Source organism: Ruegeria sp. BH8, assembly GCF_056538065.1.
This window is the reverse complement of the sequence record NZ_JBQFSP010000002.1, coordinates 159,245-183,693: the sequence shown is the minus strand read 5'-3', so window position 1 is coordinate 183,693 and position 24,449 is coordinate 159,245. Positions and strand designations below refer to the sequence as shown.

At 56.4% G+C, this 24,449-nt stretch carries 26 protein-coding genes; 16 read left to right on the top strand and 10 right to left on the bottom strand.

Translation table 11 applies throughout. The annotated features are described in order from the left end of the window. Positions 1 to 42: 42 nt before the first annotated feature. The 13 genes from ACR0AD_RS07995 (at position 43) to ACR0AD_RS07935 (ending at position 11,307) form a co-directional block, all read left to right on the top strand. Entirely contained in the window at positions 43 to 906 is an 864-nt protein-coding gene (locus ACR0AD_RS07995) for a branched-chain amino acid aminotransferase (protein ID WP_480486675.1), read from the top strand. A 77-nt stretch (positions 907 to 983) separates the two neighbouring features. Further along, a complete protein-coding gene (locus ACR0AD_RS07990) occupies positions 984 to 1,439 on the top strand; it encodes a universal stress protein (RefSeq protein WP_267366250.1) in 456 nt (151 codons plus the stop codon). 9 nt (positions 1,440 to 1,448) lie between these two features. Next, on the top strand, positions 1,449 to 2,042 hold the full coding sequence (locus tag ACR0AD_RS07985) for a DsbA family protein (RefSeq protein ID WP_480486674.1): 594 nt from the start codon (positions 1,449 to 1,451) through the stop codon (positions 2,040 to 2,042). Between the two features lie 69 nt (positions 2,043 to 2,111). Then, positions 2,112 to 2,675, top strand: coding sequence for a NifU family protein (locus ACR0AD_RS07980; protein WP_480486672.1), 564 nt, complete (start codon positions 2,112 to 2,114; stop codon positions 2,673 to 2,675). After that, positions 2,665 to 3,255 (top strand): tRNA (adenosine(37)-N6)-threonylcarbamoyltransferase complex dimerization subunit type 1 TsaB, encoded by a 591-nt coding sequence (tsaB, locus tag ACR0AD_RS07975; protein WP_480483190.1) that lies wholly within the window; start codon positions 2,665 to 2,667, stop codon positions 3,253 to 3,255. The genes ACR0AD_RS07980 and tsaB overlap by 11 nt, the downstream gene beginning before the upstream one ends. After that, positions 3,252 to 3,665, top strand: a complete 414-nt coding sequence (locus ACR0AD_RS07970) for a GNAT family N-acetyltransferase (protein WP_480486670.1) — start codon at positions 3,252 to 3,254, stop codon at positions 3,663 to 3,665. Before tsaB ends, ACR0AD_RS07970 begins: the two co-directional genes overlap by 4 nt. Positions 3,666 to 3,823: 158 nt before the next feature. Beyond that, on the top strand, positions 3,824 to 4,822 hold the full coding sequence (locus tag ACR0AD_RS07965; RefSeq protein ID WP_480486668.1) for a BMP family lipoprotein: 999 nt from the start codon (positions 3,824 to 3,826) through the stop codon (positions 4,820 to 4,822). 95 nt (positions 4,823 to 4,917) lie between these two features. After that, entirely contained in the window at positions 4,918 to 6,447 is a 1,530-nt protein-coding gene (locus ACR0AD_RS07960) for an ABC transporter ATP-binding protein (protein ID WP_480475136.1), read from the top strand. Position 6,448: 1 nt separating this feature from the next. Beyond that, positions 6,449 to 7,543, top strand: coding sequence for an ABC transporter permease (locus tag ACR0AD_RS07955; RefSeq protein ID WP_480475134.1), 1,095 nt, complete (start codon positions 6,449 to 6,451; stop codon positions 7,541 to 7,543). Further along, positions 7,543 to 8,511, top strand: a complete 969-nt coding sequence (locus ACR0AD_RS07950) for an ABC transporter permease (protein ID WP_480475132.1) — start codon at positions 7,543 to 7,545, stop codon at positions 8,509 to 8,511. Before ACR0AD_RS07955 ends, ACR0AD_RS07950 begins: the two co-directional genes overlap by 1 nt. Positions 8,512 to 8,601: 90 nt before the next feature. After that, a complete protein-coding gene (locus tag ACR0AD_RS07945; protein WP_480483182.1) occupies positions 8,602 to 9,525 on the top strand; it encodes a sulfite exporter TauE/SafE family protein in 924 nt (307 codons plus the stop codon). 91 nt (positions 9,526 to 9,616) lie between these two features. Beyond that, positions 9,617 to 10,537 (top strand): sulfite exporter TauE/SafE family protein, encoded by a 921-nt coding sequence (locus ACR0AD_RS07940; RefSeq protein ID WP_480475128.1) that lies wholly within the window; start codon positions 9,617 to 9,619, stop codon positions 10,535 to 10,537. A gap of 2 nt (positions 10,538 to 10,539) precedes the next feature. Continuing rightward, entirely contained in the window at positions 10,540 to 11,307 is a 768-nt protein-coding gene (locus ACR0AD_RS07935) for a TIGR02186 family protein (protein ID WP_480483180.1), read from the top strand. Positions 11,308 to 11,310: 3 nt separating this feature from the next. Here the strand turns inward: ACR0AD_RS07935 and ACR0AD_RS07930 are convergent, their stop codons facing one another. The 6 genes from ACR0AD_RS07930 to ACR0AD_RS07905 form a co-directional block, all read right to left on the bottom strand. Further along, a complete protein-coding gene (locus tag ACR0AD_RS07930; RefSeq protein WP_480486666.1) occupies positions 11,311 to 12,039 on the bottom strand; it encodes an SDR family oxidoreductase in 729 nt (242 codons plus the stop codon). Beyond that, positions 12,021 to 13,568 (bottom strand): ATP-dependent DNA helicase, encoded by a 1,548-nt coding sequence (locus tag ACR0AD_RS07925; protein ID WP_480486664.1) that lies wholly within the window; start codon positions 13,566 to 13,568, stop codon positions 12,021 to 12,023. The genes ACR0AD_RS07930 and ACR0AD_RS07925 overlap by 19 nt, the downstream gene beginning before the upstream one ends. Before the next feature lie 60 nt (positions 13,569 to 13,628). Beyond that, complete coding sequence (locus ACR0AD_RS07920) at positions 13,629 to 14,267, bottom strand: acyl-homoserine-lactone synthase (protein WP_480486662.1); 639 nt, start codon at positions 14,265 to 14,267, stop codon at positions 13,629 to 13,631. 82 nt (positions 14,268 to 14,349) lie between these two features. Beyond that, the gene (locus ACR0AD_RS07915) at positions 14,350 to 15,069 is read right to left on the bottom strand and encodes a helix-turn-helix transcriptional regulator (RefSeq protein WP_209506490.1); all 720 of its coding nucleotides are present in this window, start codon (positions 15,067 to 15,069) and stop codon (positions 14,350 to 14,352) included. A 367-nt stretch (positions 15,070 to 15,436) separates the two neighbouring features. Beyond that, positions 15,437 to 16,720 (bottom strand): crotonyl-CoA carboxylase/reductase, encoded by a 1,284-nt coding sequence (gene ccrA, locus ACR0AD_RS07910; RefSeq protein ID WP_209506493.1) that lies wholly within the window; start codon positions 16,718 to 16,720, stop codon positions 15,437 to 15,439. Between the two features lie 155 nt (positions 16,721 to 16,875). Next, on the bottom strand, positions 16,876 to 18,219 hold the full coding sequence (locus tag ACR0AD_RS07905) for a 1-acyl-sn-glycerol-3-phosphate acyltransferase (protein ID WP_480486660.1): 1,344 nt from the start codon (positions 18,217 to 18,219) through the stop codon (positions 16,876 to 16,878). 51 nt (positions 18,220 to 18,270) lie between these two features. Here ACR0AD_RS07905 and ACR0AD_RS07900 point away from each other — a divergent pair, with 51 nt between their 5' ends. The 3 genes from ACR0AD_RS07900 (at position 18,271) to deoD (ending at position 21,502) form a co-directional block, all read left to right on the top strand. Continuing rightward, a complete protein-coding gene (locus ACR0AD_RS07900) occupies positions 18,271 to 20,331 on the top strand; it encodes a methylmalonyl-CoA mutase family protein (protein ID WP_480486658.1) in 2,061 nt (686 codons plus the stop codon). A 124-nt stretch (positions 20,332 to 20,455) separates the two neighbouring features. Continuing rightward, on the top strand, positions 20,456 to 20,773 hold the full coding sequence (locus ACR0AD_RS07895; protein ID WP_480483168.1) for an H-NS histone family protein: 318 nt from the start codon (positions 20,456 to 20,458) through the stop codon (positions 20,771 to 20,773). An 18-nt stretch (positions 20,774 to 20,791) separates the two neighbouring features. Continuing rightward, positions 20,792 to 21,502, top strand: coding sequence for a purine-nucleoside phosphorylase (deoD, locus tag ACR0AD_RS07890; protein WP_480486656.1), 711 nt, complete (start codon positions 20,792 to 20,794; stop codon positions 21,500 to 21,502). A gap of 24 nt (positions 21,503 to 21,526) precedes the next feature. Here deoD and ACR0AD_RS07885 read toward each other — a convergent pair whose 3' ends face one another. The 4 genes from ACR0AD_RS07885 to ACR0AD_RS07870 all read right to left on the bottom strand — a co-directional run bounded on the left by ACR0AD_RS07885 (position 21,527) and on the right by ACR0AD_RS07870 (position 24,381). Further along, positions 21,527 to 22,390 (bottom strand): urea carboxylase-associated family protein, encoded by an 864-nt coding sequence (locus ACR0AD_RS07885; RefSeq protein ID WP_480483164.1) that lies wholly within the window; start codon positions 22,388 to 22,390, stop codon positions 21,527 to 21,529. A 290-nt stretch (positions 22,391 to 22,680) separates the two neighbouring features. Beyond that, positions 22,681 to 22,821: a hypothetical protein gene (locus tag ACR0AD_RS07880; RefSeq protein WP_480483162.1), complete on the bottom strand. Its 141-nt coding sequence runs from the start codon at positions 22,819 to 22,821 to the stop codon at positions 22,681 to 22,683. Positions 22,822 to 22,943: 122 nt separating this feature from the next. After that, positions 22,944 to 23,723, bottom strand: coding sequence for a succinate dehydrogenase iron-sulfur subunit (locus ACR0AD_RS07875; RefSeq protein WP_152456842.1), 780 nt, complete (start codon positions 23,721 to 23,723; stop codon positions 22,944 to 22,946). 31 nt (positions 23,724 to 23,754) lie between these two features. Next, positions 23,755 to 24,381: a sulfotransferase gene (locus ACR0AD_RS07870; protein ID WP_480483160.1), complete on the bottom strand. Its 627-nt coding sequence runs from the start codon at positions 24,379 to 24,381 to the stop codon at positions 23,755 to 23,757. Positions 24,382 to 24,449: the final 68 nt, after the last annotated feature.

The window sequence follows — 24,449 nt, the reverse complement described above, 5'->3', positions numbered from 1 at the left end:
CTGACGCCCTCCTAGGGTCTGCCTGAACCACAGGAGGGCGTCATGGCAACCGGCAAAAACATCCGGACCTATTTCCAGGGCCAATGGCATGACGGGGATACTCCCATCATGCGCGCAGCGGATCACGGGTCGTGGCTAGGGTCTTCGGTCTTTGACGGCGCCCGTTATTTCGACGGGTTGGCCCCTGATCTGCACGCGCATTGCGCCCGGGTGAACCGGTCCGCCGAAGCCCTGATGCTGACACCGACCATGACAACCGAGCAGATGGTCGAATTGGTACATGAAGGGTTGCAAGCCTACAGCCCTGACACGGCTGTCTATATCCGCCCGATGTATTGGGGCATTGACGGCGATAGCACGGCAATCGTTCCGCAGGAAAACAGCACAGGGTTTGCCATCTGTCTGGAAGAAATCCCAATGGCACCAGAAACGGCTTCGGCCACGCTGTCGACCACGCGATTCCGTCGCCCGGTACTGGAATCGGCTGTGGTCAATGCCAAGGCCGGGTGCCTTTACCCCAACAATGCGCGCATGTTGCAAGAGGCACGCTCCAAAGGATTCTCGAACGCTCTGGTCGCTGACGCGATGGGCAATGTGGCCGAAACGGCAACGGCCAACATCTTCATGGTCAAGGATGGCGAGGTCTTTACCCCGATCCCCAACGGCACATTTTTGGCAGGGATCACGCGGGCGCGACATATCAAGAATCTGCGCGAGGATGGTGTTACAGTTCATGAAACGGTCTTGGGTTTCGAGGATTTTCACCAGGCGGATGAGGTTTTCATGTCCGGCAATATGAGCAAGATCACATCGGTAACTGCGCTGGAAGACACACAGTTTCAGGTTGGTCCCATTGCCCGCCGTGCCCGCACACTTTACTGGGACTGGGCTGCAAGCGAACGCTAGTACATCGACATGAACGTGTCCGAGTTGCCAGCACGCAAACGCTCGGGCATGATCCCTTAAAATTGAAGAGGACACCCATGCGTAAGTTCTTAGTTGTTCTGGATGACAGCCGTGAATGCCTGAACGCAATGCGGTTCGCCGCGATGCGTGCCGCGCATACAGGTGGCGGAGTGACGATCTTGTCGGTTATTCCGCCGGACGAGTTCAATCACTGGATCGGTGTTGCCGAAACCATGCGCGAAGAAGCCCGGGAACGTATCCATGCCCATTTCGAAGTCTTCGCCAAATGGATGCGCGACAAACAGAACGTAGAACCTGAACTGGCCATTCGCGAAGGTGATCCGGTGCCGCAGATCATCGAACACGTTCAGTCTGACCCTGAGATCGGCGTTCTTGTTCTTGGGGCGGGGACTGACAAGAAAGGCCCCGGTCCGCTGGTAACCCAGCTCACAAAAAACTCTGGCAGCCTACCGATCCCGATCACGATTGTTCCAGGTGACCTGAGCAAGGAAAAGTTGGAAGAAATCACCTGAGGATCGAACATGGCGAAGACGTTGCAGTTCTGGTTCGACTTCGCCTCGACCTATTCCTATCTCAGCGCGATGCGGATCGAACAGGCTGCGCAGGACAAAGGCGTCCCGGTCGACTGGCAGCCTTTTCTGTTGGGTCCGATTTTCGCGGATCAGGGATGGCGCACGTCACCGTTCAACCTGTATCCGGCCAAAGGGCGCTATATGTGGCGCGACATGGAACGTCTTTGCGGCGCACGAGGGCTGCCGTTGGTTCGGCCTGACCCGTTCCCGCAAAACTCCCTCACCGCAGCGCGCCTGGCTCTGGCCCTTGCGCATCGCGAAGAACGGGCTTCCTTCGCAAAGGCTGTCTTCAGCGCTGAATTCGGGGGCGGGAGGGACATCTCTGACGAAGACGTGCTTGAGGATTGCCTGAAGATGGCGGGTCTGCCTGCGGCAGTGATAAATCGCGCAAAAGATCCGAGCATCAAGGCTGCGCTGTTCGAGCAATCCGCGCGCGCAAAAGCACTTGACCTGTTCGGCGCACCGACTTTCGTGGCAGGAACAGAGCTGTTTTGGGGGGATGACCGGCTGGATGACGCGATTCGTTACGCGGTCACAATTTAGAATCGTTCCAAATATTGACTTCTCCGACCCCTGAGCGCATATCAGAAACACCTCAGACGGAGCTGCCTCATGTTCATCCAGACCGAATCCACCCCAAACCCGGCCACGTTGAAATTTCTGCCCGGCCAAACGGTTCTTGAGGCTGGAACCGCGGATTTCCCGACAGCCGAGGCTGGTGACAAGTCCCCATTGGCCAAACGAATCTTTGCCGTAAACGGCGTGACCGGTGTGTTCTTTGGAAACGACTTTGTCACGGTGACCAAATCCGACGATGTTCAATGGGATCACATCAAACCTGCAATTCTTGGCGCAGTGATGGAGCATTATCAATCCGGCCAGCCCGTCATAGGTGCCGACGCGGCAGCGGCCTCGGGTCATGCCGAACATACCGGAGAAGATGCAGAAATCGTCAACCAGATCAAAGACCTGCTGGACAGCCGCGTGCGCCCGGCCGTGGCACAGGATGGTGGCGACATCACCTTTCATGGTTTTGATCGCGGCATCGTCTACCTGCACATGCAAGGTGCCTGCGCGGGGTGCCCGTCATCAACCCTGACACTGAAGATGGGTATCGAAAACCTGCTGCGCCATTACATCCCCGAAGTGACTGAGGTTCGCCCAGTTGCCGTCTGACCCGACGATCCTGGCATTTGATACATCGGCCGCGCATTGCGCGGCCGCTTTGTTGCGTGGCGGTGTGATCGCAGTATCCCGTGTCGAAGGCATGTCGCGGGGTCAAGCCGAACGATTGATGCCCTTGCTGCAAGAAGTGCTGACCGAGGCCGGTTGCGTATGGGCCGATCTGGACGCTATCGGTGTTGGGATTGGGCCCGGCAATTTCACGGGTATACGCATCTCGGTCTCTGCCGCCCGGGGCCTTGCCTTGGGCCTTGGCGTCCCGGCGGTGGGCGTTTCTGGATTCGATGCTCTGATTGAACTGGCAGAAGAGGGACAGCTACCAGCCATCCCTGCGCCGCGCGAACAGGTGTATGTACAACTTCCCGGAACCGGCCCTTGCCTTTTGCCCAGGGACGAGGCCGAACAGCATGGGCCTTTGTATGTCTGCTCCGATCCCGCATTGCAGGTACAAGCCGTTGCCAGACATGCCGCAAGACGATGGCGCAAGGTCAGTGCACCTCCGGCCCCGCTATATGTCAGACCTGCGGACGCAGCCCCGTCCCGAGATGTGCCGCCTGTGTTACTGGACCAATGACGCCTTACGAGATGGCAGCGACACATGCAGCGGCATTCACCCAGTCACGCCCCTGGACTGCCGATGAATTCGCCAGCCTTTTGGAGAACCGGTTCACTGACTGCGTTGGGGATGCCCGTTGCTTTGCCCTGTTTCAGGTGATCGCGGGTGAGGCAGAGTTGCTGACGATTGCGACTCACCCCGCGTTTCAAAGACAAGGTCTCGGGTTTCAGACCATGCGCAACTGGCACGACCGGGCAGTCACTTTGCAGGCAAACCGCGCTTTTCTGGACGTGGCTGCCGACAATGTTGCAGCAATCGCGCTGTATGGGCAATGCGGGTATCGCCAGTGCGGTCGGCGCAAGGGGTATTATTCCAGAAAAACAGGCCCAAATATCGATGCTCTTGTGATGGAACGCCGACTGCCCTAACGGCAACCAAAGATTTTTTAGACCATTTGGTCAGAAATCAATTGACCATCACGGTTGCAAACGTCCTTAATTCCCGCCATCACAACACTTATGCTCGCTAAAAGTGGGTAAACGGGGCTAATCTTACCTCGTGCCAACAAAAAAAATGGGAGACTTAAATGACCCTGATGAAATCCTTGATGGGTGCTGCCGCTGCTGTCGCTCTGACCGCAGGTGCAACTTTCGCCGAACCGGCGCTGATCTTTGACCTGGGCGGCAAGTTCGACAAATCTTTCAACGAAGCCGCGTATAATGGCGCGCAGCGTTGGGCCGATGAGACCGGCGGCGAGTACCGCGAGATCGAGATCCAGTCGGAAGCACAGCGCGAACAGGCTCTGCGCCGTTTCGCAGAATCAGGTGCTAATCCGATCATCACCATGGGCTTTGGTATGGCCGATCCGTTGTCGGCCGTTGCAGGCGATTATCCTGAAACCAAATTCGTGGCTGTCGACGTGAACTGGCTGGACATCCCCAACATCCGCCAGATCGGCTTTGCCGAGCATGAAGGATCGTACCTGGTTGGCATGATGGCAGCGATGGCATCGAAATCGGGAACCGTTGGCTTTATCGGCGGTATGGACATTCCGCTGATCCGCCACTTTGGTTGCGGATACGCACAAGGCGCCAAAGCCGTGAACCCGGACATCAATGTTGTCGCCAACATGACCGGCACCACCCCTGCGGCATGGAACGACCCGGTAAAAGGTTCGGAACTTACAAAAGCACAGATCAGCCAGGGTGCTGACGTGATCTATGCCGCGGCTGGCGGTACAGGTGTTGGCGTTCTGCAAACGGCAGCCGACGAAGGCATCCTGTCGATCGGCGTGGACAGCAACCAGAACCACCTGCATCCGGGCAAGGTCCTGACGTCGATGCTGAAACGTGTGGACGTCGCGGTGTATGACGCGATGAAAGCAGGTGACGCCGTAGAAACCGGCGTGTTCACCATGGGACTGGCCGAAGAAGGTGTAGGCGTCGCCATGGACGATAACAACAAAGAGCTTGTTTCGGTCCAAATGAACGATGCGGTGGAAGAAGCCCGCAAAGCCATCATCAACGGCGATATCACCGTTGTCAGCTATTACGAGAACGACAGCTGCCCCGCACTGCAGTTCTGATATCGCGCGGGGCGGAAGGAACCCTTCCGCCCCGCCATCCACTCTGCCATCCGTGCCACCTGCCGGATGGGCTTTTCGGCAGTTGAGGGTAAGACATGACCGTCCCCGCCATTGAGCTCAAAGGGATCTCCAAATCCTTTGGGCCGGTTCAGGCCAACAAAGACATCTCAATCAGCGTCGCCCCCGGTACGATCCATGGGATCATCGGTGAAAACGGTGCGGGCAAATCCACGCTGATGAGCATCCTCTACGGCTTTTACAAAGCCGACAAAGGTGAAATTTGGATCAACGGGACAAAGACCGAAATCCCTGACAGCCAGGCGGCTATCGCCTCGGGCATCGGGATGGTGTTTCAGCACTTCAAGCTGGTGGAGAATTTCACTGTTCTGGAAAACATCGTTCTGGGTGCCGAAGATGGCGGCCTTCTGGCTCCGTCTCTGGCCAAGGCCCGCAAAGAACTGAAAGAACTGGAAGAAGAATACGAACTGTTCGTTGACCCCGACAAACGCATTGATGAGATCGGTGTGGGGATGCAGCAGCGTGTCGAAATTTTGAAGGCATTGTATCGCAAGGCCGAGATTCTGATTCTGGATGAACCGACTGGCGTTCTGACCCCGGCAGAGGCTGACCAGCTGTTCCGTATCCTGGATCGTCTGCGAGCCGAAGGGAAAACGATCATCGTGATCACCCACAAGCTGCGCGAAATCATGGAAAACACCGATACCGTTTCGGTCATGCGCCGTGGGCAGATGACGGCTACGGTGAAAACTTCAGACACCAGCCCTGAAGAACTGGCCGAACTGATGGTAGGCCGTAAGGTTTTGCTGCAAGTCGACAAGGTGCCTGCGACGCCGGGCAAACCCATCCTTGAGATCGAAAAGCTGAGCGTTTTTGATTCCGCTGGTGTTGAACGGGTTAAAGGTATCGACCTGACCGTTCGTGCCGGTGAGATCGTTGGCATTGCCGGTGTGGCGGGCAATGGACAGTCGGAGTTGCTAGAGGTTCTGGGCGGGATGCGTCCGGGACAAGGCTCGATCAAGCTGAATGGCGAACCGCTGGCACTAAGCGGTGCCGGATCAGACGGTCAGGCGCGTCGTGCACAGCGCATCGCGCATGTGCCCGAAGACCGTCAGCGCGAAGGCCTGATTATGGATTTCCACGCGTGGGAGAACGTGGCCTTTGGCTATCACCGGGACCCCGCTTATCAGCGTGGCCTGTTCATGGACAATTCCGCGCTGCGCGCTGATACCGAAGCCAAGATCGAGAAATTCGATGTTCGGCCACCGGATCCTTGGCTTGCCGCCAAGAGCTTTTCGGGCGGGAACCAGCAGAAAATCGTCGTTGCCCGCGAAATCGAGCGAAACCCTGACCTGCTGCTGGTCGGCCAGCCGACACGTGGCGTTGATATTGGTGCGATCGAGTTCATTCACAAGCAGATCGTTGCCCTGCGCGACCAAGGCAAGGCGATCCTGCTGGTTTCGGTTGAGTTGGAAGAGATCTTCTCGCTGTCCGACCGGATCGCAGTGATGTTCGACGGGCATATCATGGGCGAACGCCTGCCCAGCGAAACAGATGAAAAAGAACTTGGCCTGCTGATGGCCGGTGTTGCAGGAGAGGCCGCGTAGGATGGAAAAAATGCCTAAATGGGCCGATGTCGTTCTGATCCCGCTGATCAGTTTGTTGCTGGCCGCTTTCCTGTCTGCGCTAGTCATCCTCGCCATCGGAGAAAACCCCGTCGAAGCTGTTAAGCTGATGGTTACAGGCGCGTTGGGGTCAACCTATGGCTGGGGCTATACGCTCTATTACGCGACAAACTTCATGTTTACCGGCCTTGCGGTCGCCGTCGCATTCCACGCCCGCTTGTTCAACATTGGTGGCGAAGGTCAGGCGATGTTGGGCGGTCTTGGGGTGGCCATGGTTTGCCTGTACGTCGACTGGCCGCATTGGAGCATTGCATTGCTTGCGGCCTGCGCGGCATCAATGCTGTTCGGTGCGTTTTGGGCCGCTATCCCAGCCTACCTTCAGGCCAAGCGCGGCAGCCATATCGTGATTACCACGATCATGTTCAATTTCATTGCCGCTGCCTTTCTGAACTACATGTTGGTCAACATCATGCGCCCGCAAGGGTCGCAGGACCCGGCAACCGCGCGATTCCCCGAAACCGTCCATCTGCCAACTTTCCAGTCAATGTTCTCGACCGCAGAAAACGTGGTGTTCCGGGGGGCTCCGGTAAACATTACATTCTTCATTGCGTTGCTGGCCTGTGTCGTCGTCTGGGCGCTGATCTGGCGGACCCGGCTGGGCTATGAAATCCGAGCTTATGGCCACTCTGAAACCGGCGCGGTCTATGCCGGTATCTCACCGGTTCGCATTACTATTGTTGCGATGCTGATCTCGGGTGCGCTGGCAGGTTTGATGGCCATCAATAACGTCATGGGCGAGGCGGAGCGCCTTGTCCTGAACTCGACCGAAGGCGCTGGGTTCATCGGGATTGCCGTGGCCCTTATGGGGCGCTCACATCCTTTCGGCGTATTGCTGGCCGCGCTTTTGTTCGGGTTCCTGTATCAGGGCGGGGCCGAGCTGGCACTGTGGGCATCGATCCCGCGCGAGCTGATCGTGGTCATTCAGGCGCTGGTGATCCTGTTCACCGGTGCGCTGGACAACATGGTACGGATGCCGCTTGAGAAACTGTTCCTTGGTATGCGGAAGAGGGCAGAGTAATGGACTTCTTTGTAACCCTCATCCAGGTTCTGGATTCGACCATCCGCCTATCTACGCCTCTTTTGCTGGCCTGTTTGGCCGGTCTGTATTCGGAACGGGCTGGCATTTTCGACATCGGGCTGGAAGGCAAAATGCTGGTGGCCGCGTTCTTTTCTGCGGCTGTCGCGGCGGTTACGGGTTCAGTCTGGCTGGGCTTGCTGGCAGGCATCGGATCCTCATTGGCGTTGTCAGGGCTGCACGGGTTGGCATCGATAACCTTCCGGGGCAACCAGCTGATTTCGGGTGTCGCAATAAACTTTCTCGCCTCGGGCCTGACAGTGCTTGTCGCCCAAAGCTGGTTCCAACAGGGCGGTCGAACGCCCTCGCTCTTTGGTGGCGGCCGGTTCGAGCCTATCAACTTTCCATTTGCCGATGCGCTTGGAGGGGTTCCGATTGTCGGCCCGATCTATTCCGAACTGCTCTCGGGCCATTCGATCCTTGTTTATGTGGCATTCCTGATGGTTCCAGCAACGTGGTGGGTGCTTTTCCGCACACGGTTCGGCCTGCGCCTGCGGGCTGTGGGTGAAAACCCGGCAGCCGTCGACACGGCAGGTGTATCCGTGGTTGGCCTGCGCTTCGCAGCCGTCGCGATCTGTGGCGTACTTTGTGGTATCGCGGGCGCTTATCTGGCGACGGCTTTGCAGGCGGGGTTCGTCAAGGAAATGACCGCTGGTCGTGGCTTTATTGCGCTGGCCGCCTTGATCTTTGCCAAATGGCGTCCGTGGCACGCCATGTGGGCCTGTTTGCTGTTTGGCCTGCTTCAGGCGGTAGCACTTCGGTTCCAAAACATCGATCTTGGTGGCGTAGTGATTCCGGTCCAGGTGATGGACGCCCTGCCCTATATCCTGACAGTTGTTATTCTGGCCGGTTTTGTCGGCAAGGCCGTGCCACCACGGGCAGGCGGAGAGCCCTACATCAAAGAGCGCTGATAAGGCCAGTTCCGAATGGAGTTTCAGTCCTGTTCGCTGCAAGGCGGCATGCAGAGTTGATTTTGCATGCCGCAACCGTTCTAAGAGGGTATGCACGTATACCTTCCCATAGCCGAAGTTTCTGTCAGCCCATTCCTGCTGTTGGGGATCGGTGGGGTCGTCGGTGTTTTATCTGGCATGTTCGGTGTCGGCGGAGGATTTTTGATCACTCCGCTGCTGTTTTTTATCGGCATTCCCCCGGCGGTTGCCGTTGCGACATCAGCCAATCAGGTTGTCGCTTCCTCCATTTCGGGATTGTTGGCCCATCTCAGGCGCAAGACCGTGGACCTGAAAATGGGAAGCGTTCTGCTGACCGGAGGGTTGTTTGGCGCGGCCCTGGGTATGGTGGTTTTCAATTTTCTCAAGCATCTCGGACAGGTCGATCTGGCTGTACAGATTTGTTATGTCGTGTTTCTGGGGGCCATCGGAACCCTGATGTTCATTGAAAGCCTTGCCGCCATCCGAAAAGCCAGAAAGTCCGGGTATCAACCTGCCCCCAAGCGACGCCAGCGTACATGGGTTCACGCACTGCCCTTCAAGATGCGGTTTCGGGCATCAAGCCTGTACATCTCGGTCATACCACCTGCACTGGTCGGGTTTGGTGTTGGCATCCTGTCGGCGATCATGGGTGTCGGCGGCGGGTTCATCATGGTACCCGCGATGATCTATGTTCTTGGCATTCCGACCAAAGTGGTTATCGGGACATCCCTGTTCCAGATCATTTTCGTCGCCGGTTTCACAACCATGATACATGCGTCGACAAATTTCAGCGTCGACATAGTGCTTGCCCTGTTCTTGTTGCTTGGCGGCGTTCTGGGCGCGCAATTGGGGACGCAGATCGGTGCACGTCTGAAAGCCGAACAGCTGCGCATTTTGTTGGCGTTGCTGGTCATGGGCGTTGCCGGAAAGATCGGATTTGACCTTCTATTGCCGCCGTTGGAGATCTTTTCTCTGGCAGAGCCTGGAGGGGTATGATGTTGTTTTCCCCGTACCACGCGACAATAACCGCTCTTGAATTCGAGTTTGATAGAAGGCAAGCCAAGACCCAGAGCAAAGTGACGGTATCATGCATATTTACCTGCCCATAGCCGAAGTCTCGGTAAATGCATTTCTACTCCTTGGTCTGGGTGGAATGGTTGGAATTCTGTCGGGGATGTTCGGGGTCGGCGGCGGGTTTCTCATGACGCCGCTGCTGTTTTTCATTGGCATACCACCGGCTGTTGCGGTTGCGACAGAGGCCAATCAGATTGTTGCATCGTCCTTTTCCGGGGTGCTGGCCCATTTTCGACGAAAGACCGTTGACCTCAAGATGGGTACGGTTTTGTTGACAGGCGGTCTAGTCGGGGCTGCATTGGGCGTTGTTGTCTTTAACTATCTAAAAAGCCTGGGCCAGGTCGACCTTCTGGTAACCCTTTGTTACGTGGTCTTCCTTGGTATCATTGGCAGCCTGATGTTCATCGAAAGCCTGAGGGCGCTGCGCAAAGCCAAGAAAGGCGGGGCAGCTCCAGCCAAGCGCCGCCAACGTGGCTGGGTTCATTCGATGCCCTTCAAGATGCGCTTTCGCACATCAGGTCTTTATATCTCGGTCATTCCACCGGTTGTAGTTGGTCTAAGCGTCGGGGTCTTGTCCGCGATTATGGGGGTCGGTGGCGGCTTCATCATGGTCCCGGCGATGATTTACCTGCTGGGAATGCCCACGAAAGTCGTTGTCGGCACATCGTTGTTTCAGATCATCTTCGTAACCGCATTTACCACGATGCTGCACGCGACCACCAACTATACAGTGGACATTGTCCTGGCGGTTTTGCTGCTGGTCGGGGGCGTCATTGGCGCCCAGATCGGAACCGTAATCGGTTCGCGCATGCCGGCAGAACAACTACGCGTTCTGTTGGCGGCGCTGGTTCTGGTCGTCTGCGGCAAGCTGGCCCTTGATTTGCTTCTTGAACCATCCGAGCTTTATTCGCTTGGCAACAGCGGGGGGCATTAAGAATGCTGCGCTATGTCTTTGCCGCTTTGTGCCTGTTCTGCCTGCCCGCCGCAGCCGATGAAGAGCAGGTCGTCCTGGGCCTCAGCCAGGATCGTGTTGCGATCACTGCCGACTTTGACGGGTCTGAGATCCTCATTTTCGGGGCCATCAAACGGGAATCACCCATTCCGCCAGGCCCACCAGTCGCGGTTATTGTAGCGGTTGCAGGCCCGTCCGAGCCCGTAACGGTTCGCCGCAAAGAGCGAAAGCTTGGGATTTGGGTAAACACCGATAGCGTTCTGGTCGACCTGGCACCAAGTTTCTACGCAGTTGCCACCAGCGAACCGTTGGATCAAATTCTGACCGATACCGAAGACCTGCGTCACCGCATTTCGATCGAACGCGCGATCCGGTCGGTCGGAGCGGCGATGCACATCCGTGGTGCTCAGGATTTTGCAGATGCCGTGATCCGTATCCGTGAATCTGAACAGCTGTATTCCATCCGCGAGAACACTGTGGCCGTGGACGAACAAACCTTGTTCCGGACGTCAATTGACATGCCTGCGGACCTGACCGAAGGGGATTACTCAGCTCGGATCTTCCTGACCCGCGGAGGAGAGGTTGTATCGCAATACGAAACCAAAATCGACGTCCGCAAAGTCGGGTTGGAGCGGTTTCTGTACAATATGTCCCGTCAGCAACCCGTTTGGTACGGGCTGATGTCATTGGTTATCGCAATTGCCGCGGGTTGGGGCGCGTCGACAGCGTTCCGACTGTTGCGGGAAAACTGACACTCACCCCCTGCCGATATAGGGCATGGTCGTGGCCATGACCGTCATGAACTGCACATTCGCCTCGGGCGGCAGGGTGGCCATATGCAGAACGGAACGCGCGGCATCTTCAACCGCCATGGTTGGGTCCGGCGTCTGGCCTGCCGCCTGCGCCGCATCCACCAGATCCTGAACCATCTGCGTGCGTGCATTGCCGATATCGATCTGACCACATGCAATTCCAAAGGATCGCCCATCCAGTGAAAGGCTGCGCGTCAGCCCGGTAATGGCATGTTTGGTCGCCGAATAATGTACAGAATTCGGGCGCGGAACATGCGCAGCAATCGAGCCGTTATTGATGATCCGCCCGCCCTGCGGGCTTTGATGACGCATGATCCCAAAGGCCTCGCGCGCGCATAGAAACATACCGTTCAGGTTGACGTTGACGGTTTGATACCAATCGTCCAGCGCGATTTCGTCGACTGTGCCGCCGCGGGCAAAAATACCAGCGTTGTTAAACAGAACATCAAGTCGCCCTGTCCGATCCATGAAGGCGTGGAACGCCTGTTTGACGGCGTCCGGGTCGGTCACATCTGCGGGTAATGCTATGGCCGCCGGGTATTCCTGCGCGAGGGCATTCAGCTTGTCCGCGCTGCGCGCCAGCAGCCCGACCGTCCAGCCCTGCACCAGAAAAAGCTCGGCGGTGGCCCGACCTATGCCAGAGCTTGCACCAGTTACGATGATGGAACCCATGTCTCTTCTGTCTCCAGTGTGAGTGAAACTGCGGGGACCGCGCGCAAATCATCAATCTGCAACGGGTGGGTGGGTTTCGACAGCCGGTTACGGACCACCCAGATCAAACGCTCTTGTGCGCGGGTAATCGCAACATAAGCCAAACGCTTCCACAAAGGTTGCCCGGCCTCGGAACGGCCCATACGGGCCGCGGCGTAAATGTCAGGGGCAAACACCTGAACCGTGTCCCACTGTGATCCTTGTGCCTTATGTATAGTCACCGCAGCCCCGTGCAAAAACGTCGCCCCCATGCGGGCAGCAAAAGGAATGAAGGGCTCTTCCTCATCCGGTTTTTCGATCTGGACAATCGATGCAGCACTGACCTGAGGGTCTTCGGCCCCCATCACATGCAAGCGCGAAAACCCAGGCTTACGACCGGGACCAAGATAAACAACCTGGGCCCCTTTGATCAGGCCGCGCGCCTCAAGATCCAACCGCTTCTTGCGGTGCTTCAACGGCAACTCGATCCCGTCGCAGATCAGCGGCTCGCCTTCCAAAAGCTCCGTATCCAGTGCGCCGTGAACTTGCCTGAACGCCTGTATCAAACGAATGCGCGTGGCGTTACGCCAGACCAGAACCGGGCTGCGCGCCATCAGATCAACTTCGACCCGCTGCCCCCAAACGACCCTGTCATCCCGCCGGGCAGTGTCTTCGACCAGACGTTCAAATTCTTCAAATCCCATCGACGGATCGGCAAGAGCGTGCGCCAGATCCAGGATCGGGTTATCTGCATCCTGCCGATGCACACGCTGAAGCGTCAGCTTTCGCGGTTCGGGCAAGGCTTCAAACACCATGCTGCCGGACTGATTGACCGGAGCCAGCTGTGCGGGATCACCGAACAGTAGAAGGGTCGGGAATATCTCTTTCAGGTCCTCGAACTGACGATCATCCAGCATCGACGCCTCATCGACAAACCCGATATCCAGCGGTTCCTCACGTCGTTTCCAACCAGTGATGAAATCCGATCCGCGCAATCCGGCTGCGGCCAGCGCTCCGGGGATCGATTTGTTGTTACGATAAAACGTAGCAGCACGGTCCAAAGCTTCGTCTGTCAGACCTTCGATCTCGGGGCGTTCATCATTTCCGGCCAGCCACTCGGCGATACGCTCGTATTCCGGGTCATAGACCGGCGTATAAAGGATGCGGTGAATAGTAGTTGCCGGAACACCGCGAAGGCGCAAAACACTTGCGGCTTTGTTCGTGGGGGCCAGAATGGCAAGGCTGCGCTTGTCTCTGGATTTCCGGCTTTCGTAATCGCCGGACACGACCTGAACGCCGGTCTCCGCCAGCGCTTTGTAAAGTTCGGCCAGTAGCAACGTTTTGCCGGACCCGGCCTTGCCGATGACAGCCATCACGCCAGACTTCCCTGCCCCCGGCAGTTTGAGAAGGGCATCGTCCTCCAGGTCGACACCGGCTGAGCGCAGCATCTCGGCGATGCTGTCATACGCGGCGGCCTGATCATCTGAGAAGGTCACGTTGGGCAAAGACATGGCGCGACCCTACAGGGCCGCGCCAACCATCACCAGATGCGGAATTGCGTTTTCCGGTCCTTAGGCAGACAAGGCAAATCGGTGCAGTTTGGATCGCCCGAAAGCCGCCTTGAACCACATGCGCGAAAGCTCACGCGGGATCCCTGCCCGTTCAGCCACGCGGTTGCAATCATCCGCTGAATAGGGCCACAACCCAACCGAGATCTGGTCACGCCCTTTGCCTTGGGTTCCAAGAACCTTGGGGGACGACCCGATCAGACGATAGATCCGGATCATACGGGCATCAAAAACACCGGCAATATGCGTCAGGCCAAAGCCTTCCATAATCTCGCCCCCGCTTAGCATGATGGCCCCGGCAGTGTGCGGGCTGGCTGTGCGGGACAGGCAGAACCGGGTCACCTCCCAGATCAGCGGGCTGCAAATCGGCTTGCCGCCGTTGAGATGCCCAAACACCTCATTGATCATTACCCGACCTGTTGTCGGCAATACCCGCATCGACCCGCCATGGCTGCCATCCGGTTCTTCCCAGATGACATAAAGCGGGTTGAAGTCGTCGTACTCATCCCGCTCTTCTCCTTTTTTGTTGACATGGACATCCCACCCCAACCGGGTTTTGAACTGATCTGCGCGATCCTTGAACATCCCCTCAGCCAGAGTCGGAAATCTGTGTAACTCATCGGCATATAGATAACGCAACATGACTTTTCCCCTTGTCGTCCTGTGCAGGAACGAAGGGGGTACAGAGTCGTGGTTAATATTGCGTTTTGAGGACGCTCTGGCCTTAAACGACTATTAATCCCCGGCTGAGTGCCGTTGCGATTGCGTGGGTCGTGTTAAGGGCTCCGAGTTTCGACCGGGCGCTTTCAATGTAAACGCGTAGCGTGTGTTCCGAAATCGACAGGGAATGCGCCACCTGAGCACGGCTGTAACCCAGTGCCAAAAGGGTAATGGCGTCGATTTCACGGGGCGACAGGCCGCGCGTGGCATCCGGTTGCCTGTCCTTTTCAAACTCCAGCGCTTTGCGGTTGATGTAGTGCGCAACAAGAATCAACTCACGCCCGTAGGTCGAGATGAAGGTCTGCCAGGTTTGATCGTCGCAGCTGTGGTTAACGGTAAAAAGAGCGAACTGACCGTTTGGCCCTCGGATCGGGATCGAGTATCCCTGATTGCCGACCCCATGGTCGTGGGCATCCTGAAGGAATGATTTGGCCACCTTGCTGGACCAGTCCAGAGACTTCCAGTCAACTGGGTGAAATCGCTGGAAACACCCCAGAATTACAGGGTCGATACGATGATAGTTTTTTTCCCTGTATCGTTCGTCCCAGGCGTCTGAGTAGGTCGTATAGCCGTATTGGTCCCCCGCGCCGTCAACCCAATGATATGTCAGATGTGCGACCTTCAAAGTGTCTCGCAGACACTCGGCAACGATGCTGAGCTCTTCAAGCGTGCTGGTGTTTTCCAAATCCTGAAGGATTTGACCCAAATCGGTTTTCGTTCCCATCCGCGGGCGCCCGTGCCTCGTTCTTTAGGGACGCGATCTCGGCCGCCGCAATCAGCCTTGTATCATCAAGCTGTTCTGCAAGCGCGCTCAACCCATTCGCAACGGCAAAAGCGTTGAGGTCCGATAGTACGTCCAATATCCACTCATTTTGCGCCATCAGGGTCTCTCTGAAACAGTTAACGAAGCGTTAACACAACCATAACATGTATGATCTTTTTCGACCTATTCACCGGTTTCTACTCCCCAAAAATAGCGGGAGTAATAATCGCAAGCATTTGAAACCATGAAAAAGGTCTGCAAACAGCAAACCACCCGCGAACCGGCAGTGCGATTCGCGGGTGGTTTTTGTCTAAGGTCCTGAACTGTTTCAGCCTGCGTCCAAAACTTCTTCGAGTGTGCGCAGCCCGGTACGCGGCGCCTGAACAAGCACAGACATGTTGCCCGGCTTGTGTTCATTCCGCAGCATTTTCATATGTGCTTCCGGAAGGTCGTTCCAGGCAAACACCTCGGACATACAGGGGTCCAGGCGGCGCTCGACCATCAGCTTGTTCGCCGCTGCCGCTTGTTTCAGATGGGCAAAATGCGAACCCTGCAGGCGTTTCTGGTGCATCCACATGTAACGTACGTCGAATGTGCAGTTAAACCCGGACGTCCCCGCACAAATCACAACCATGCCGCCTTTTTTCACCACGAAGGTCGAGACCGGGAAGGTGCTTTCGCCCGGATGCTCGAACACCATGTCGACATTGTTGCCCTTGCCGGTGATATCCCAGATCGCCTTGCCGAACTTGCGGGCCTCTTTGAACCACTCGGCGTATTCGGGCGTATTGACCGTGGGCAGTTGGCCCCAGCAATTGAAGTCGCGGCGGTTCAAAACCCCTTTTGCGCCCAGACCCATGACGAAATCGCGCTTGCTTTCGTCCGAAATCACCCCGATCGCGTTTGCCCCGGCTGTGTTGATCAACTGGATAGCATAAGAGCCCAGACCGCCCGAGGCACCCCAGACCAGAACGTTCTGACCCGGTTTCAGGTCGTGCGGTTCGTGACCAAACAGCATACGATAAGCTGTCGCGAGTGTCAGCGTGTAGCACGCCGCTTCTTCCCAGGTCAGGTGCTTGGGGCGCGGCATCAACTGTTGAGCCTGCACACGTGTGAACTGGCTGAACGAACCATCAGGCGTTTCATAACCCCAGATCCGCTGACTGGTCGAATACATCGGGTCACCGCCGTTGCATTCCTCGTCGTCGCCATCGTCCTGATTGCAGTGGATGACGACTTCATCGCCAACCTTCCACCGCTTGACCTTGTCGCCAACGGCCCAAACGATGCCCGATGCATCAGAGCCAGCGATATGGTACGGTGCCTTGTGGCCATCAAAGGGGCTGATCGGCTGGCCCAGAGCAGCCCAGACACCATTATAGTTAACACCTGCCGCCATCACCAGAACAAGCACCTCATTGCTGTCCAGCGTGGGTACATCGACCACTTCCTGCTGCATTGCAGTATTTGGCTCGCCGTGGCGTTCCTTTCGGATGGCCCAAGCGTACATTTGTTTCGGGACATATCCCATCGGAGGGATCTCACCCATTTCATAGAGGTCTTTTTCGGGTGCCTCATACGACGCGATACCGGTTTCGGTGTCCAAAGCCATGCTGGCCTCCTTTTTCAATGCTTTTGCCGCGACGCAGAATCGCGTGCTTTATCAGATGAAATATTGGCCGCTGCGAAATATTGCAACCTGTTTCGGTGAAAAATTGTAATTTTATGACCCAGCAGTTGCAGAAATTATTTTGCAGACGCAGAATTTTAGGGGCGCGCGGAAACCGGTACAGATGCCGCATAATACTCCAGCAGATCACCGCGTTGCCCAGATGCAGAAAGAATATCTCCCTGCCGCTTGAGTATCCGTCGTTCAATCAACTGGTCCAAAGCGCTTGATATGGCCGGCGCATTGTCTTGGGTCTGCCTACCGTCGCGTTCCATCATCGTCTGAATACAGGACCGCAGATCCAGTTCCGCCATCGGCCCATTGTCACGTATCAGCAAACAGGCCGCAGGGGCCGGAACCAACGGGATCGCGTTCTGGATACGTTGCATCAATGTGCGCGCCAGATCGGTCATCATGTCGTCACTGCCTTCGGCCCGGAACTCTTTCAGGGAAATCGGCATTCCGTACCGGACCGATGCCAGCCCAAACCGCTTGTAGCGTCCGATTACTCGCCGCCAGAACTGCTTGAAAATCCATCGCGCGATGACCCCGATCCGCGCCCGAAAACGACGCTCTTTTCCCAGTGCCGCACGGGTCAGAATGGTGTCTTCAAGCACACGGTCATAATTCAAAGCGACGGGAACAAATACGACATCACGCCCCTGCGACGTCGTCCCATCCATTATGTATTTGAGCAACCCAAGCTTTGGGCGGGCGAGCGCTCCTGTCAGGCTTAAGCCACCTTCTGGAAACATGGCTTGCGTCACACCGGCTTCGGTCGCATGGCGCACATAGGTGGACAGAACCTGCCGGTAGAGCTCGCTACCCGACTTGCGCCGGATAAAGTAAGCCCCCATTGCCCGGATCAACCGGCTCAGCGGCCAAACCCGCGCCCATTCCCCTACTGCATAGGATAAAGCAGAATGCGGGGCCGCCAGATATGTAACCAACACGTAGTCCATATTGCTTCTGTGGTTCATCACAAAAACAACGGTTGCATCAGGGTCGATAGTCCTGACCGCGTCTTCGTCTTCGTAGCTAAGCCGCACTTCGTAGAATGTGTTGCTTAGCAGCCGGGCCAGCCGGATCGCAAAACTGAAATAGGCGAAGGCAGAAAAGGACGGTACGATCTCGCGGGCATAGCGGCGTGCCTGCTCGGACGCAACGGCTTCGGGTATTCCGGTTTCAAGGGCGTGATGCTGGACCGCTTTTCCGACCTGTGGATCATAAATCAGCCGTTGAATCATGTCGTGCCGGCGGGCCAGCTTGAACGGTTGGATCGGACGTTGCAGGCGCTGGTTCAAACGCGCCACGGCACGTTCCAACCGGCGGCGGAAGAACCACCGGACTGACGGGAACAGGAAATGTGAAGCGAAAGTAACCATGGCAAAGACCACGATCAGCACAAAAAGCCAAAGCGGAAGTTCCACGGTTTGCGTCATGGCCGCACCTTGCCACCAAACGCAGCTACTCACAATCTGAACAATTGCAGGATGCCGCAACGCAGCGAATTGACATGTCCCGAAAATTGCGCTTTAGAACCCGTAGACGTAATTTTATTGCCCACCGAAACGCGAGGCCCCTTCATGACGCAGATGCAGAAAGATCGCCCCTGGCTCATCCGGACCTATGCCGGTCATTCTACCGCCAAGGCCTCGAACGCGCTTTATCGTGGCAACCTTGCCAAAGGGCAAACCGGTCTTTCGGTTGCCTTCGATCTGCCCACCCAGACCGGATATGACAGTGACCACACGTTGGCACGTGGCGAAGTTGGCAAGGTCGGGGTGCCCGTTTGCCATCTGGGCGATATGCGAGTTTTGTTTGATCAGATTCCATTAGAACAGATGAACACGTCTATGACGATCAACGCCACCGCCCCTTGGTTGCTTGCCCTTTACATCGCAGCGGCCGAGGAACAGGGCGCTGACGTTTCCAAGTTGCAGGGCACGGTTCAGAACGACCTGATCAAGGAATATCTGAGCCGGGGCACTTATGTTTGCCCGCCAAAACCGTCGCTCAAGATGATCGCGGACGTGGCCGAGTATTGCTATACCAATGTTCCGAAATGGAACCCGATGAACGTGTGCTCGTATCACCTGCAAGAGGCGGGCGCGACGCCAGAGCAGGAGCTCGCGTACGCCCTGGCCACTGCCATCGCCGTGCTAGACGAATTGCGCCCACGAGTACCTGCCGAGGATTTCCCGGCGCTCTGCGGCCGGATTTCCTTTTTTGTGAATGCTGGCATCCGCTTTGTCACCGAAATGTGCAAAATGCGTGCCTTCGTGGATCTTTGGGATGAGATTCTGCAACAACGCTATGGCGTTGAAAATCCGAAATTCCGTCGATTCCGCTATGGCGTGCAGGTGAACTCTCTGGGCCTGACCGAGCAGCAGCCCGAAAACAACGTCTATCGCATCCTGATCGAGATGCTGGCCGTAACCCTGTCGAAAAATGCACGCGCCCGTGCGGTGCAGTTGCCCGCCTGGAACGAGGCGCTTGGCCTGCCACGCCCTTGGGATCAGCAATGGTCCATGCGGATGCAGCAGATTCTGGCCTATGAAACTGATCTGCTGGAATTCGATGATCTGTTCGATGGCAACCCGGCTGTTGATGCCAAGGTCGAAGAATTGAAAGCAGGCGCGCGGGCAGAGCTTGCGAATCTGGATGCGATGGGCGGTGCGGTTGCATCAATCGAGTATATGAAATCCCGCCTTGTGGATTCCAACGCTGAACGTCTGAACCGGATCGAACGCAACGAAACTGTGGTCGTCGGCGTGAACAAATGGATGGAAGGCGAGGCTTCGCCCCTTCAGACCGAAGATGGCGGCATCATGGTCGTTGATCCTGCGGTAGAACAGGAACAGATCGACCGCCTGAACGCGTGGCGGGCTGAGCGCGACGAAGCGGCTGTTACAGCGACCTTGTCCGCGTTGCGCCAGGCGGCTCAGACAGGAGCGAACGTCATGGAGCCGTCCATTGCCGCTGCCAAGGCGGGTGTGACAACCGGGGAGTGGGCCGAAGAGATGCGCAAGGTTTTCGGCACTTATCGTGGCCCGACCGGCGTTTCCGGTTCGGTCTCGAACAAGACCGAAGGGTTGGAGGACCTGCGCGCGGCGGTTGATGCCGTCAGCGACAAACTGGGACGGCGCCTGAAATTCCTGGTTGGAAAACCGGGGTTGGACGGCCATTCCAACGGCGCCGAACAAATCGCGTTCCGTGCCCGCGACTGCGGCATGGATATCAGCTATGAGGGTATCCGGCTGACCCCGGAAGAAATTGTCACCTCAGCCCGCGATGATGACGCACATGTCATCGGGTTGTCGATCCTGTCCGGTAGCCATCTGCCTTTGGTCGAAGATGTAATGGATCGGCTGCAAAAGGCTGGCCTGTCTCACATTCCCGTGGTTGTCGGCGGAATTATTCCGGATGAAGATGCCGCAAAATTGAAAGCCATGGGTGTAGCCAAGGTTTACACCCCCAAAAACTTTGAACTTAATGCGATCATGAGCGATATTGTAACGCTGGTTGACCCCAAAAACCTCGCAGCCGAGTAACTGAGGTTTTAGAACCTTAATTCCCCGTTTCTTCGCTTTGGATATTTGGGATGGAATAAACCATTCGCTAGAATTACGGTGCGCGCTCAAGTGTACCGTAAAATATATCCTTTGGAGATGAATGATGGGGTTCAATCTTGAACAGATGTCGCGCAAAGACCTTTTGGCATTGCGCGACGATGTCGAAAAAGCCTTGGTAGGAGCGGAAAAACGCGAGCGCCGTGAGGCTTTGAAAGCCGCAGAAAAAGCTGCCGCAGAATTCGGGTATTCGCTGTCCGAACTTTCAGGCGATGCACCCCGCGCATCCAAGCAAAAGAAAACAAAAGAAAAATACCGCAATCCTGGCAATCCGGAACAAACCTGGACAGGTCGCGGCCGCAAGCCGAAATGGGTGCACGATGCGTTGCAGGCGGGTACCGATATCTCCGATCTTGAAATCTGATCAGGGCGGATCAAAACAATGACAATTCATATCGGCGCTGAAAAAGGCGAAATTGCAGACACTGTCCTATTACCCGGAGATCCTTATCGGGCGAAATGGGCAGCCGAGACGTTTTTGGACGATGTGAAACAGGTCAATAACGTCCGGGGAATGCTTGGGTTTACCGGAAATTGGAAGGGAAATCCTGTAACGATACAGGGTAGCGGCATGGGAATGCCCTCGCTCTCCATTTACGTAAACGAGTTAATTCGCGATTACGGTGCAAAAACCCTGATCCGAATTGGGTCGTGTGGCGGAATGCAGGACAGTGTCAAAATTCGAGACGTCATTCTGGCAATGACTTCGACGACGCTGAGTACGCCGTCACGCGGTATCATGAAAGAACTGAATTTTGCGCCCTGCGCCGATTGGAGCTTGTTGCAGGCGGCCGCGAAGGTGGCGGCTGCCAAAGGAACCCCTACCCATGTCGGTGGGATTTATTCTTCGGACGTTTTCTATGATGAGCGCCCGGACCTGAACGAACAGATGGTGCGTCACGGGATTCTCGGCGTCGAAATGGAGGCGGCCGAGCTCTATATCCTGGCAGCGCGCCACAAATGTCGTGCTCTGGCAGTTCTCACCGTTTCCGATCACCTTCTGACGGGAGAGGCTCTGCCATCCTCGGAACGTGAAAGCAGCTTTGGAGACATGGTGGAAATCGCGCTACAGGCCGCATTCCCGGGCAACTAGCAGTAAGGTGGGTGCCCGCCGATCCTAACGCCCGTGCGTGCGATCATAGCCATTGCGCGCCGGGCTTTCCCAGCCATCCAGGTCTGTGACCGTCGCGGCAAATGTTTCGACCAACAAGGGATAACACGCGGCGGTGTCCGAGGAATGCTCGGACGAGCAATCCCCACCCGGACAGGCGCTGAGATTGCCAAGCAGATCGATTTCGGCAAAGAATTCCAGATAGTCGCCGGGGCGAACGGGCGATGCTTTCATGAAATACTGACCAGTATCCCGAGTGAAACCAGTACACATGAAGACGTTCAGAACGTCGTGCACCGCGGGTTCGGCCTCATCCATCGGGATATTCAGATGATCCGCCAACGCGCGGGTCAGGTTGGAATGGCAGCAATGATGATACTGCGTGCCGGACAGCAAATTGCCCGTATATGGATCACAACGCGTGCCAATCACGTCATGAACCGACCCCCCATGGGTATCGATCCCGTACCATTCCAGTGTATCCGCTATGATCGTGGCCATCGGCCGCAGATGTGGGAAACTGGACCACATCCGCTCTCCGGTGGTCAGGTGCGTGCCATGCAGAGCCCGCGTTTTTCCGGAATAAAAGCGCTCGGACAAATCATTGCGGTTCCACAGGTTCAAATCGCCAACCTGCGGTCCTTCAACCGATGTGATACGAAAGAAATGCCCGGCAGGTACATCAAAACAGCGCGCCTCACGCGGAGGAACCAGGACTTCGCCGGTTTGGACTGCCCGTTGGCGTACAGATCTGATCCAGGGCAAATCTGGTCGCGGCAAGGCATCGTTCGGATAACAAATGACAGGGGCGACCGAACGACGGGCTTCGGCATCTTCTGGGGGGCGGGCAGTATTCTCAGAACCGGTCATGGCGTGCAGAGTGGCGGATTCTATGGCTCGCGAAAAGCCCTATTCTCAACCATCACTTGCCTTAAGACAGCGCATAGGTTGGTCCGGCGCAGCGACTGCCGCTCCACAAAAGCTACACCGCCAGATGCCATGGCGTCTGTCCTGTCGCCAACGACAATCCCGTGTCAGCGTGGAATGGCGCGACCGCCAGAAAAAATAGGCGAACACTCCGGCGGCCAACAAAAGCAGAAGAACAGGCATTCCTCTGCTTTGCCGATTGACCGAAGTTTTTCAAGGGCTGTCGTATTGGATCAGGCCGCGTTTGCGTATTCGAACAGCTCGGGCTCTTTGTCGGCTTTAACCGGTTCCGGCGTGTAGTAGGCCCATGCCTGCTCCAGCAGTTTCAGCGCTTCTTTAGTGTCGATTTTTTGTTTGGATGTGTTTGCATTCATTGGAGTGATCCTGACTTAAACTCATCACTCCTCCCTGAGCGAAAAATAAGGCAATGCAGCCGGGGCTACATCGCCTTATTTTGCAAGATCGACATGCGTTTGCCGCAATTCGGTGCAGGTGATTATACCGCGCGTTCGACCATCATCTTTTTAATCTCGGCAATCGCCTTGGCCGGGTTCAGACCTTTGGGACAGGTCTTGGCGCAATTCATGATGGTGTGGCAGCGATAAAGCTTGAACGGATCTTCCAACTCGTCCAGGCGCTCACCCGTGGCCTCATCCCGGCTGTCGATGATCCAGCGGTATGCGTGCAACAGAGCAGCGGGGCCAAGATACCGATCGCCATTCCACCAATAGCTCGGGCACGAGGTCGAGCAGCTGGCGCACATCACACACTCATAGAGACCATCCAGCTTTTTCCGGTCTTCGATCGACTGCTTCCACTCCTTTGCAGGGCGGTTGGTCTTGGTTTCCAGCCACGGCATGATCGACGCATGCTGGGCATAAAAATGGGTCAGATCAGGGATCAGATCTTTGACCACAGGCATATGCGGCAGCGGATAGATTTTCACGTCGCCCTTGATCTCATCCATGCCATAGATACAGGCCAGTGTGTTGATCCCGTCGATATTCATCGCGCACGAGCCGCAGATGCCTTCACGGCATGATCGGCGAAATGTCAGGGTCGGGTCGATTTCGTTCTTGATCTTGATCAGCGCGTCCAAAACCATCGGCCCGCACGTGTCCATATCGACAAAGTAGGTATCGACACGGGGGTTCTGACCATCATCCGGGTTCCAGCGATAGATCTGGAACTTGCGCACATTGGTCGCGCCATCCGGCTTGGGCCAGGTCTTGCCGGTCGTAATCCGGGAATTTTTGGGCAGGGTCAGTTGAACCATGTCAATTCTCCATTCAGCACAAGGCCGCCTTTCAGCCTGTCCGGGCGCGCTGGGACGCCCCTCGGTTATAATGCCCCCAATGGGCGATGTTCACGTCAAAATCCGGCGCGAGCCAGTCCGCAACGCACTGCGGATCATCACAGTCGATATCAAAGCGCAGGAATCGCGAGTTGCCGTCGAAATAGGTCTCTACCTCGGCATGGTGCACATCATACATATGCGCCCAGCCGTGTTTCACTTCATCCGCACTCTGCCCATTGGCTTTGCAGCACCGATCCAGATACCCGCCACCGGAATGGTTGGCGCGCGAAGCTATCCAGTCATCCCTGTCCCTCGTGTTCAGCAAGAAATAGGCATTCGGGTAAGCTGCATGCAATTCACGGAAGAAACGCGCCCCGTCCAACATGAAGCGCGAACTGACAAAAGCGATGTCAGTGAAGGCCCGCACCGCTCCGAACCCGTCCAGTGGTCGTCGCCCCATTGCAATGTTGGTCAGCATGCGGTGCGCAAGATTTCGACCCTGGTCATCTTCCCAATGAACCGACGGTATCCCGCTTTTCTGAAACAGCCTGTGAAACGAGGTCGTCGCACAGCGGTTCAGCCCGATCAGGATGATCTTGGGATCGCCTGAACCGGATTGCAGGACCTCGACCGTCATGACAAACACCGGACACGGACCGACCCTTGGCCAATGGCCGTTGCGGTCTTCGTGGGTATTTGGCGCTT

What these genes read in the sequence shown, in the direction of transcription:
- ACR0AD_RS07980 (WP_480486672.1), top strand. Translation starts at nt 2,112, where the DNA reads ATGTTCATCCAGACCGAATCCACCCCAAACCCGGCCACGTTGAAATTT.
- ACR0AD_RS07945 (WP_480483182.1), top strand. Translation starts at nt 8,602, where the DNA reads ATGCACGTATACCTTCCCATAGCCGAAGTTTCTGTCAGCCCATTCCTG.
- ccrA (WP_209506493.1), bottom strand. Translation starts at nt 16,720, where the DNA reads ATGGCTTTGGACACCGAAACCGGTATCGCGTCGTATGAGGCACCCGAA.
- ACR0AD_RS07925 (WP_480486664.1), bottom strand. Translation starts at nt 13,568, where the DNA reads ATGTCTTTGCCCAACGTGACCTTCTCAGATGATCAGGCCGCCGCGTAT.
- ACR0AD_RS07900 (WP_480486658.1), top strand. Translation starts at nt 18,271, where the DNA reads ATGCCGCAACGCAGCGAATTGACATGTCCCGAAAATTGCGCTTTAGAA.
- ACR0AD_RS07930 (WP_480486666.1), bottom strand. Translation starts at nt 12,039, where the DNA reads ATGGGTTCCATCATCGTAACTGGTGCAAGCTCTGGCATAGGTCGGGCC.
- ACR0AD_RS07885 (WP_480483164.1), bottom strand. Translation starts at nt 22,390, where the DNA reads ATGACCGGTTCTGAGAATACTGCCCGCCCCCCAGAAGATGCCGAAGCC.
- ACR0AD_RS07940 (WP_480475128.1), top strand. Translation starts at nt 9,617, where the DNA reads ATGCATATTTACCTGCCCATAGCCGAAGTCTCGGTAAATGCATTTCTA.
- ACR0AD_RS07935 (WP_480483180.1), top strand. Translation starts at nt 10,540, where the DNA reads ATGCTGCGCTATGTCTTTGCCGCTTTGTGCCTGTTCTGCCTGCCCGCC.
- ACR0AD_RS07960 (WP_480475136.1), top strand. Translation starts at nt 4,918, where the DNA reads ATGACCGTCCCCGCCATTGAGCTCAAAGGGATCTCCAAATCCTTTGGG.
- ACR0AD_RS07880 (WP_480483162.1), bottom strand. Translation starts at nt 22,821, where the DNA reads ATGAATGCAAACACATCCAAACAAAAAATCGACACTAAAGAAGCGCTG.
- ACR0AD_RS07870 (WP_480483160.1), bottom strand. Translation starts at nt 24,381, where the DNA reads ATGACGGTCGAGGTCCTGCAATCCGGTTCAGGCGATCCCAAGATCATC.
- ACR0AD_RS07920 (WP_480486662.1), bottom strand. Translation starts at nt 14,267, where the DNA reads ATGTTGCGTTATCTATATGCCGATGAGTTACACAGATTTCCGACTCTG.
- ACR0AD_RS07875 (WP_152456842.1), bottom strand. Translation starts at nt 23,723, where the DNA reads ATGGTTCAACTGACCCTGCCCAAAAATTCCCGGATTACGACCGGCAAG.
- ACR0AD_RS07970 (WP_480486670.1), top strand. Translation starts at nt 3,252, where the DNA reads ATGACGCCTTACGAGATGGCAGCGACACATGCAGCGGCATTCACCCAG.
- ACR0AD_RS07965 (WP_480486668.1), top strand. Translation starts at nt 3,824, where the DNA reads ATGACCCTGATGAAATCCTTGATGGGTGCTGCCGCTGCTGTCGCTCTG.
- ACR0AD_RS07915 (WP_209506490.1), bottom strand. Translation starts at nt 15,069, where the DNA reads ATGGGAACGAAAACCGATTTGGGTCAAATCCTTCAGGATTTGGAAAAC.
- ACR0AD_RS07905 (WP_480486660.1), bottom strand. Translation starts at nt 18,219, where the DNA reads ATGACGCAAACCGTGGAACTTCCGCTTTGGCTTTTTGTGCTGATCGTG.
- deoD (WP_480486656.1), top strand. Translation starts at nt 20,792, where the DNA reads ATGACAATTCATATCGGCGCTGAAAAAGGCGAAATTGCAGACACTGTC.
- ACR0AD_RS07895 (WP_480483168.1), top strand. Translation starts at nt 20,456, where the DNA reads ATGGGGTTCAATCTTGAACAGATGTCGCGCAAAGACCTTTTGGCATTG.
- ACR0AD_RS07950 (WP_480475132.1), top strand. Translation starts at nt 7,543, where the DNA reads ATGGACTTCTTTGTAACCCTCATCCAGGTTCTGGATTCGACCATCCGC.
- ACR0AD_RS07995 (WP_480486675.1), top strand. Translation starts at nt 43, where the DNA reads ATGGCAACCGGCAAAAACATCCGGACCTATTTCCAGGGCCAATGGCAT.
- ACR0AD_RS07955 (WP_480475134.1), top strand. Translation starts at nt 6,449, where the DNA reads ATGGAAAAAATGCCTAAATGGGCCGATGTCGTTCTGATCCCGCTGATC.
- ACR0AD_RS07990 (WP_267366250.1), top strand. Translation starts at nt 984, where the DNA reads ATGCGTAAGTTCTTAGTTGTTCTGGATGACAGCCGTGAATGCCTGAAC.
- ACR0AD_RS07985 (WP_480486674.1), top strand. Translation starts at nt 1,449, where the DNA reads ATGGCGAAGACGTTGCAGTTCTGGTTCGACTTCGCCTCGACCTATTCC.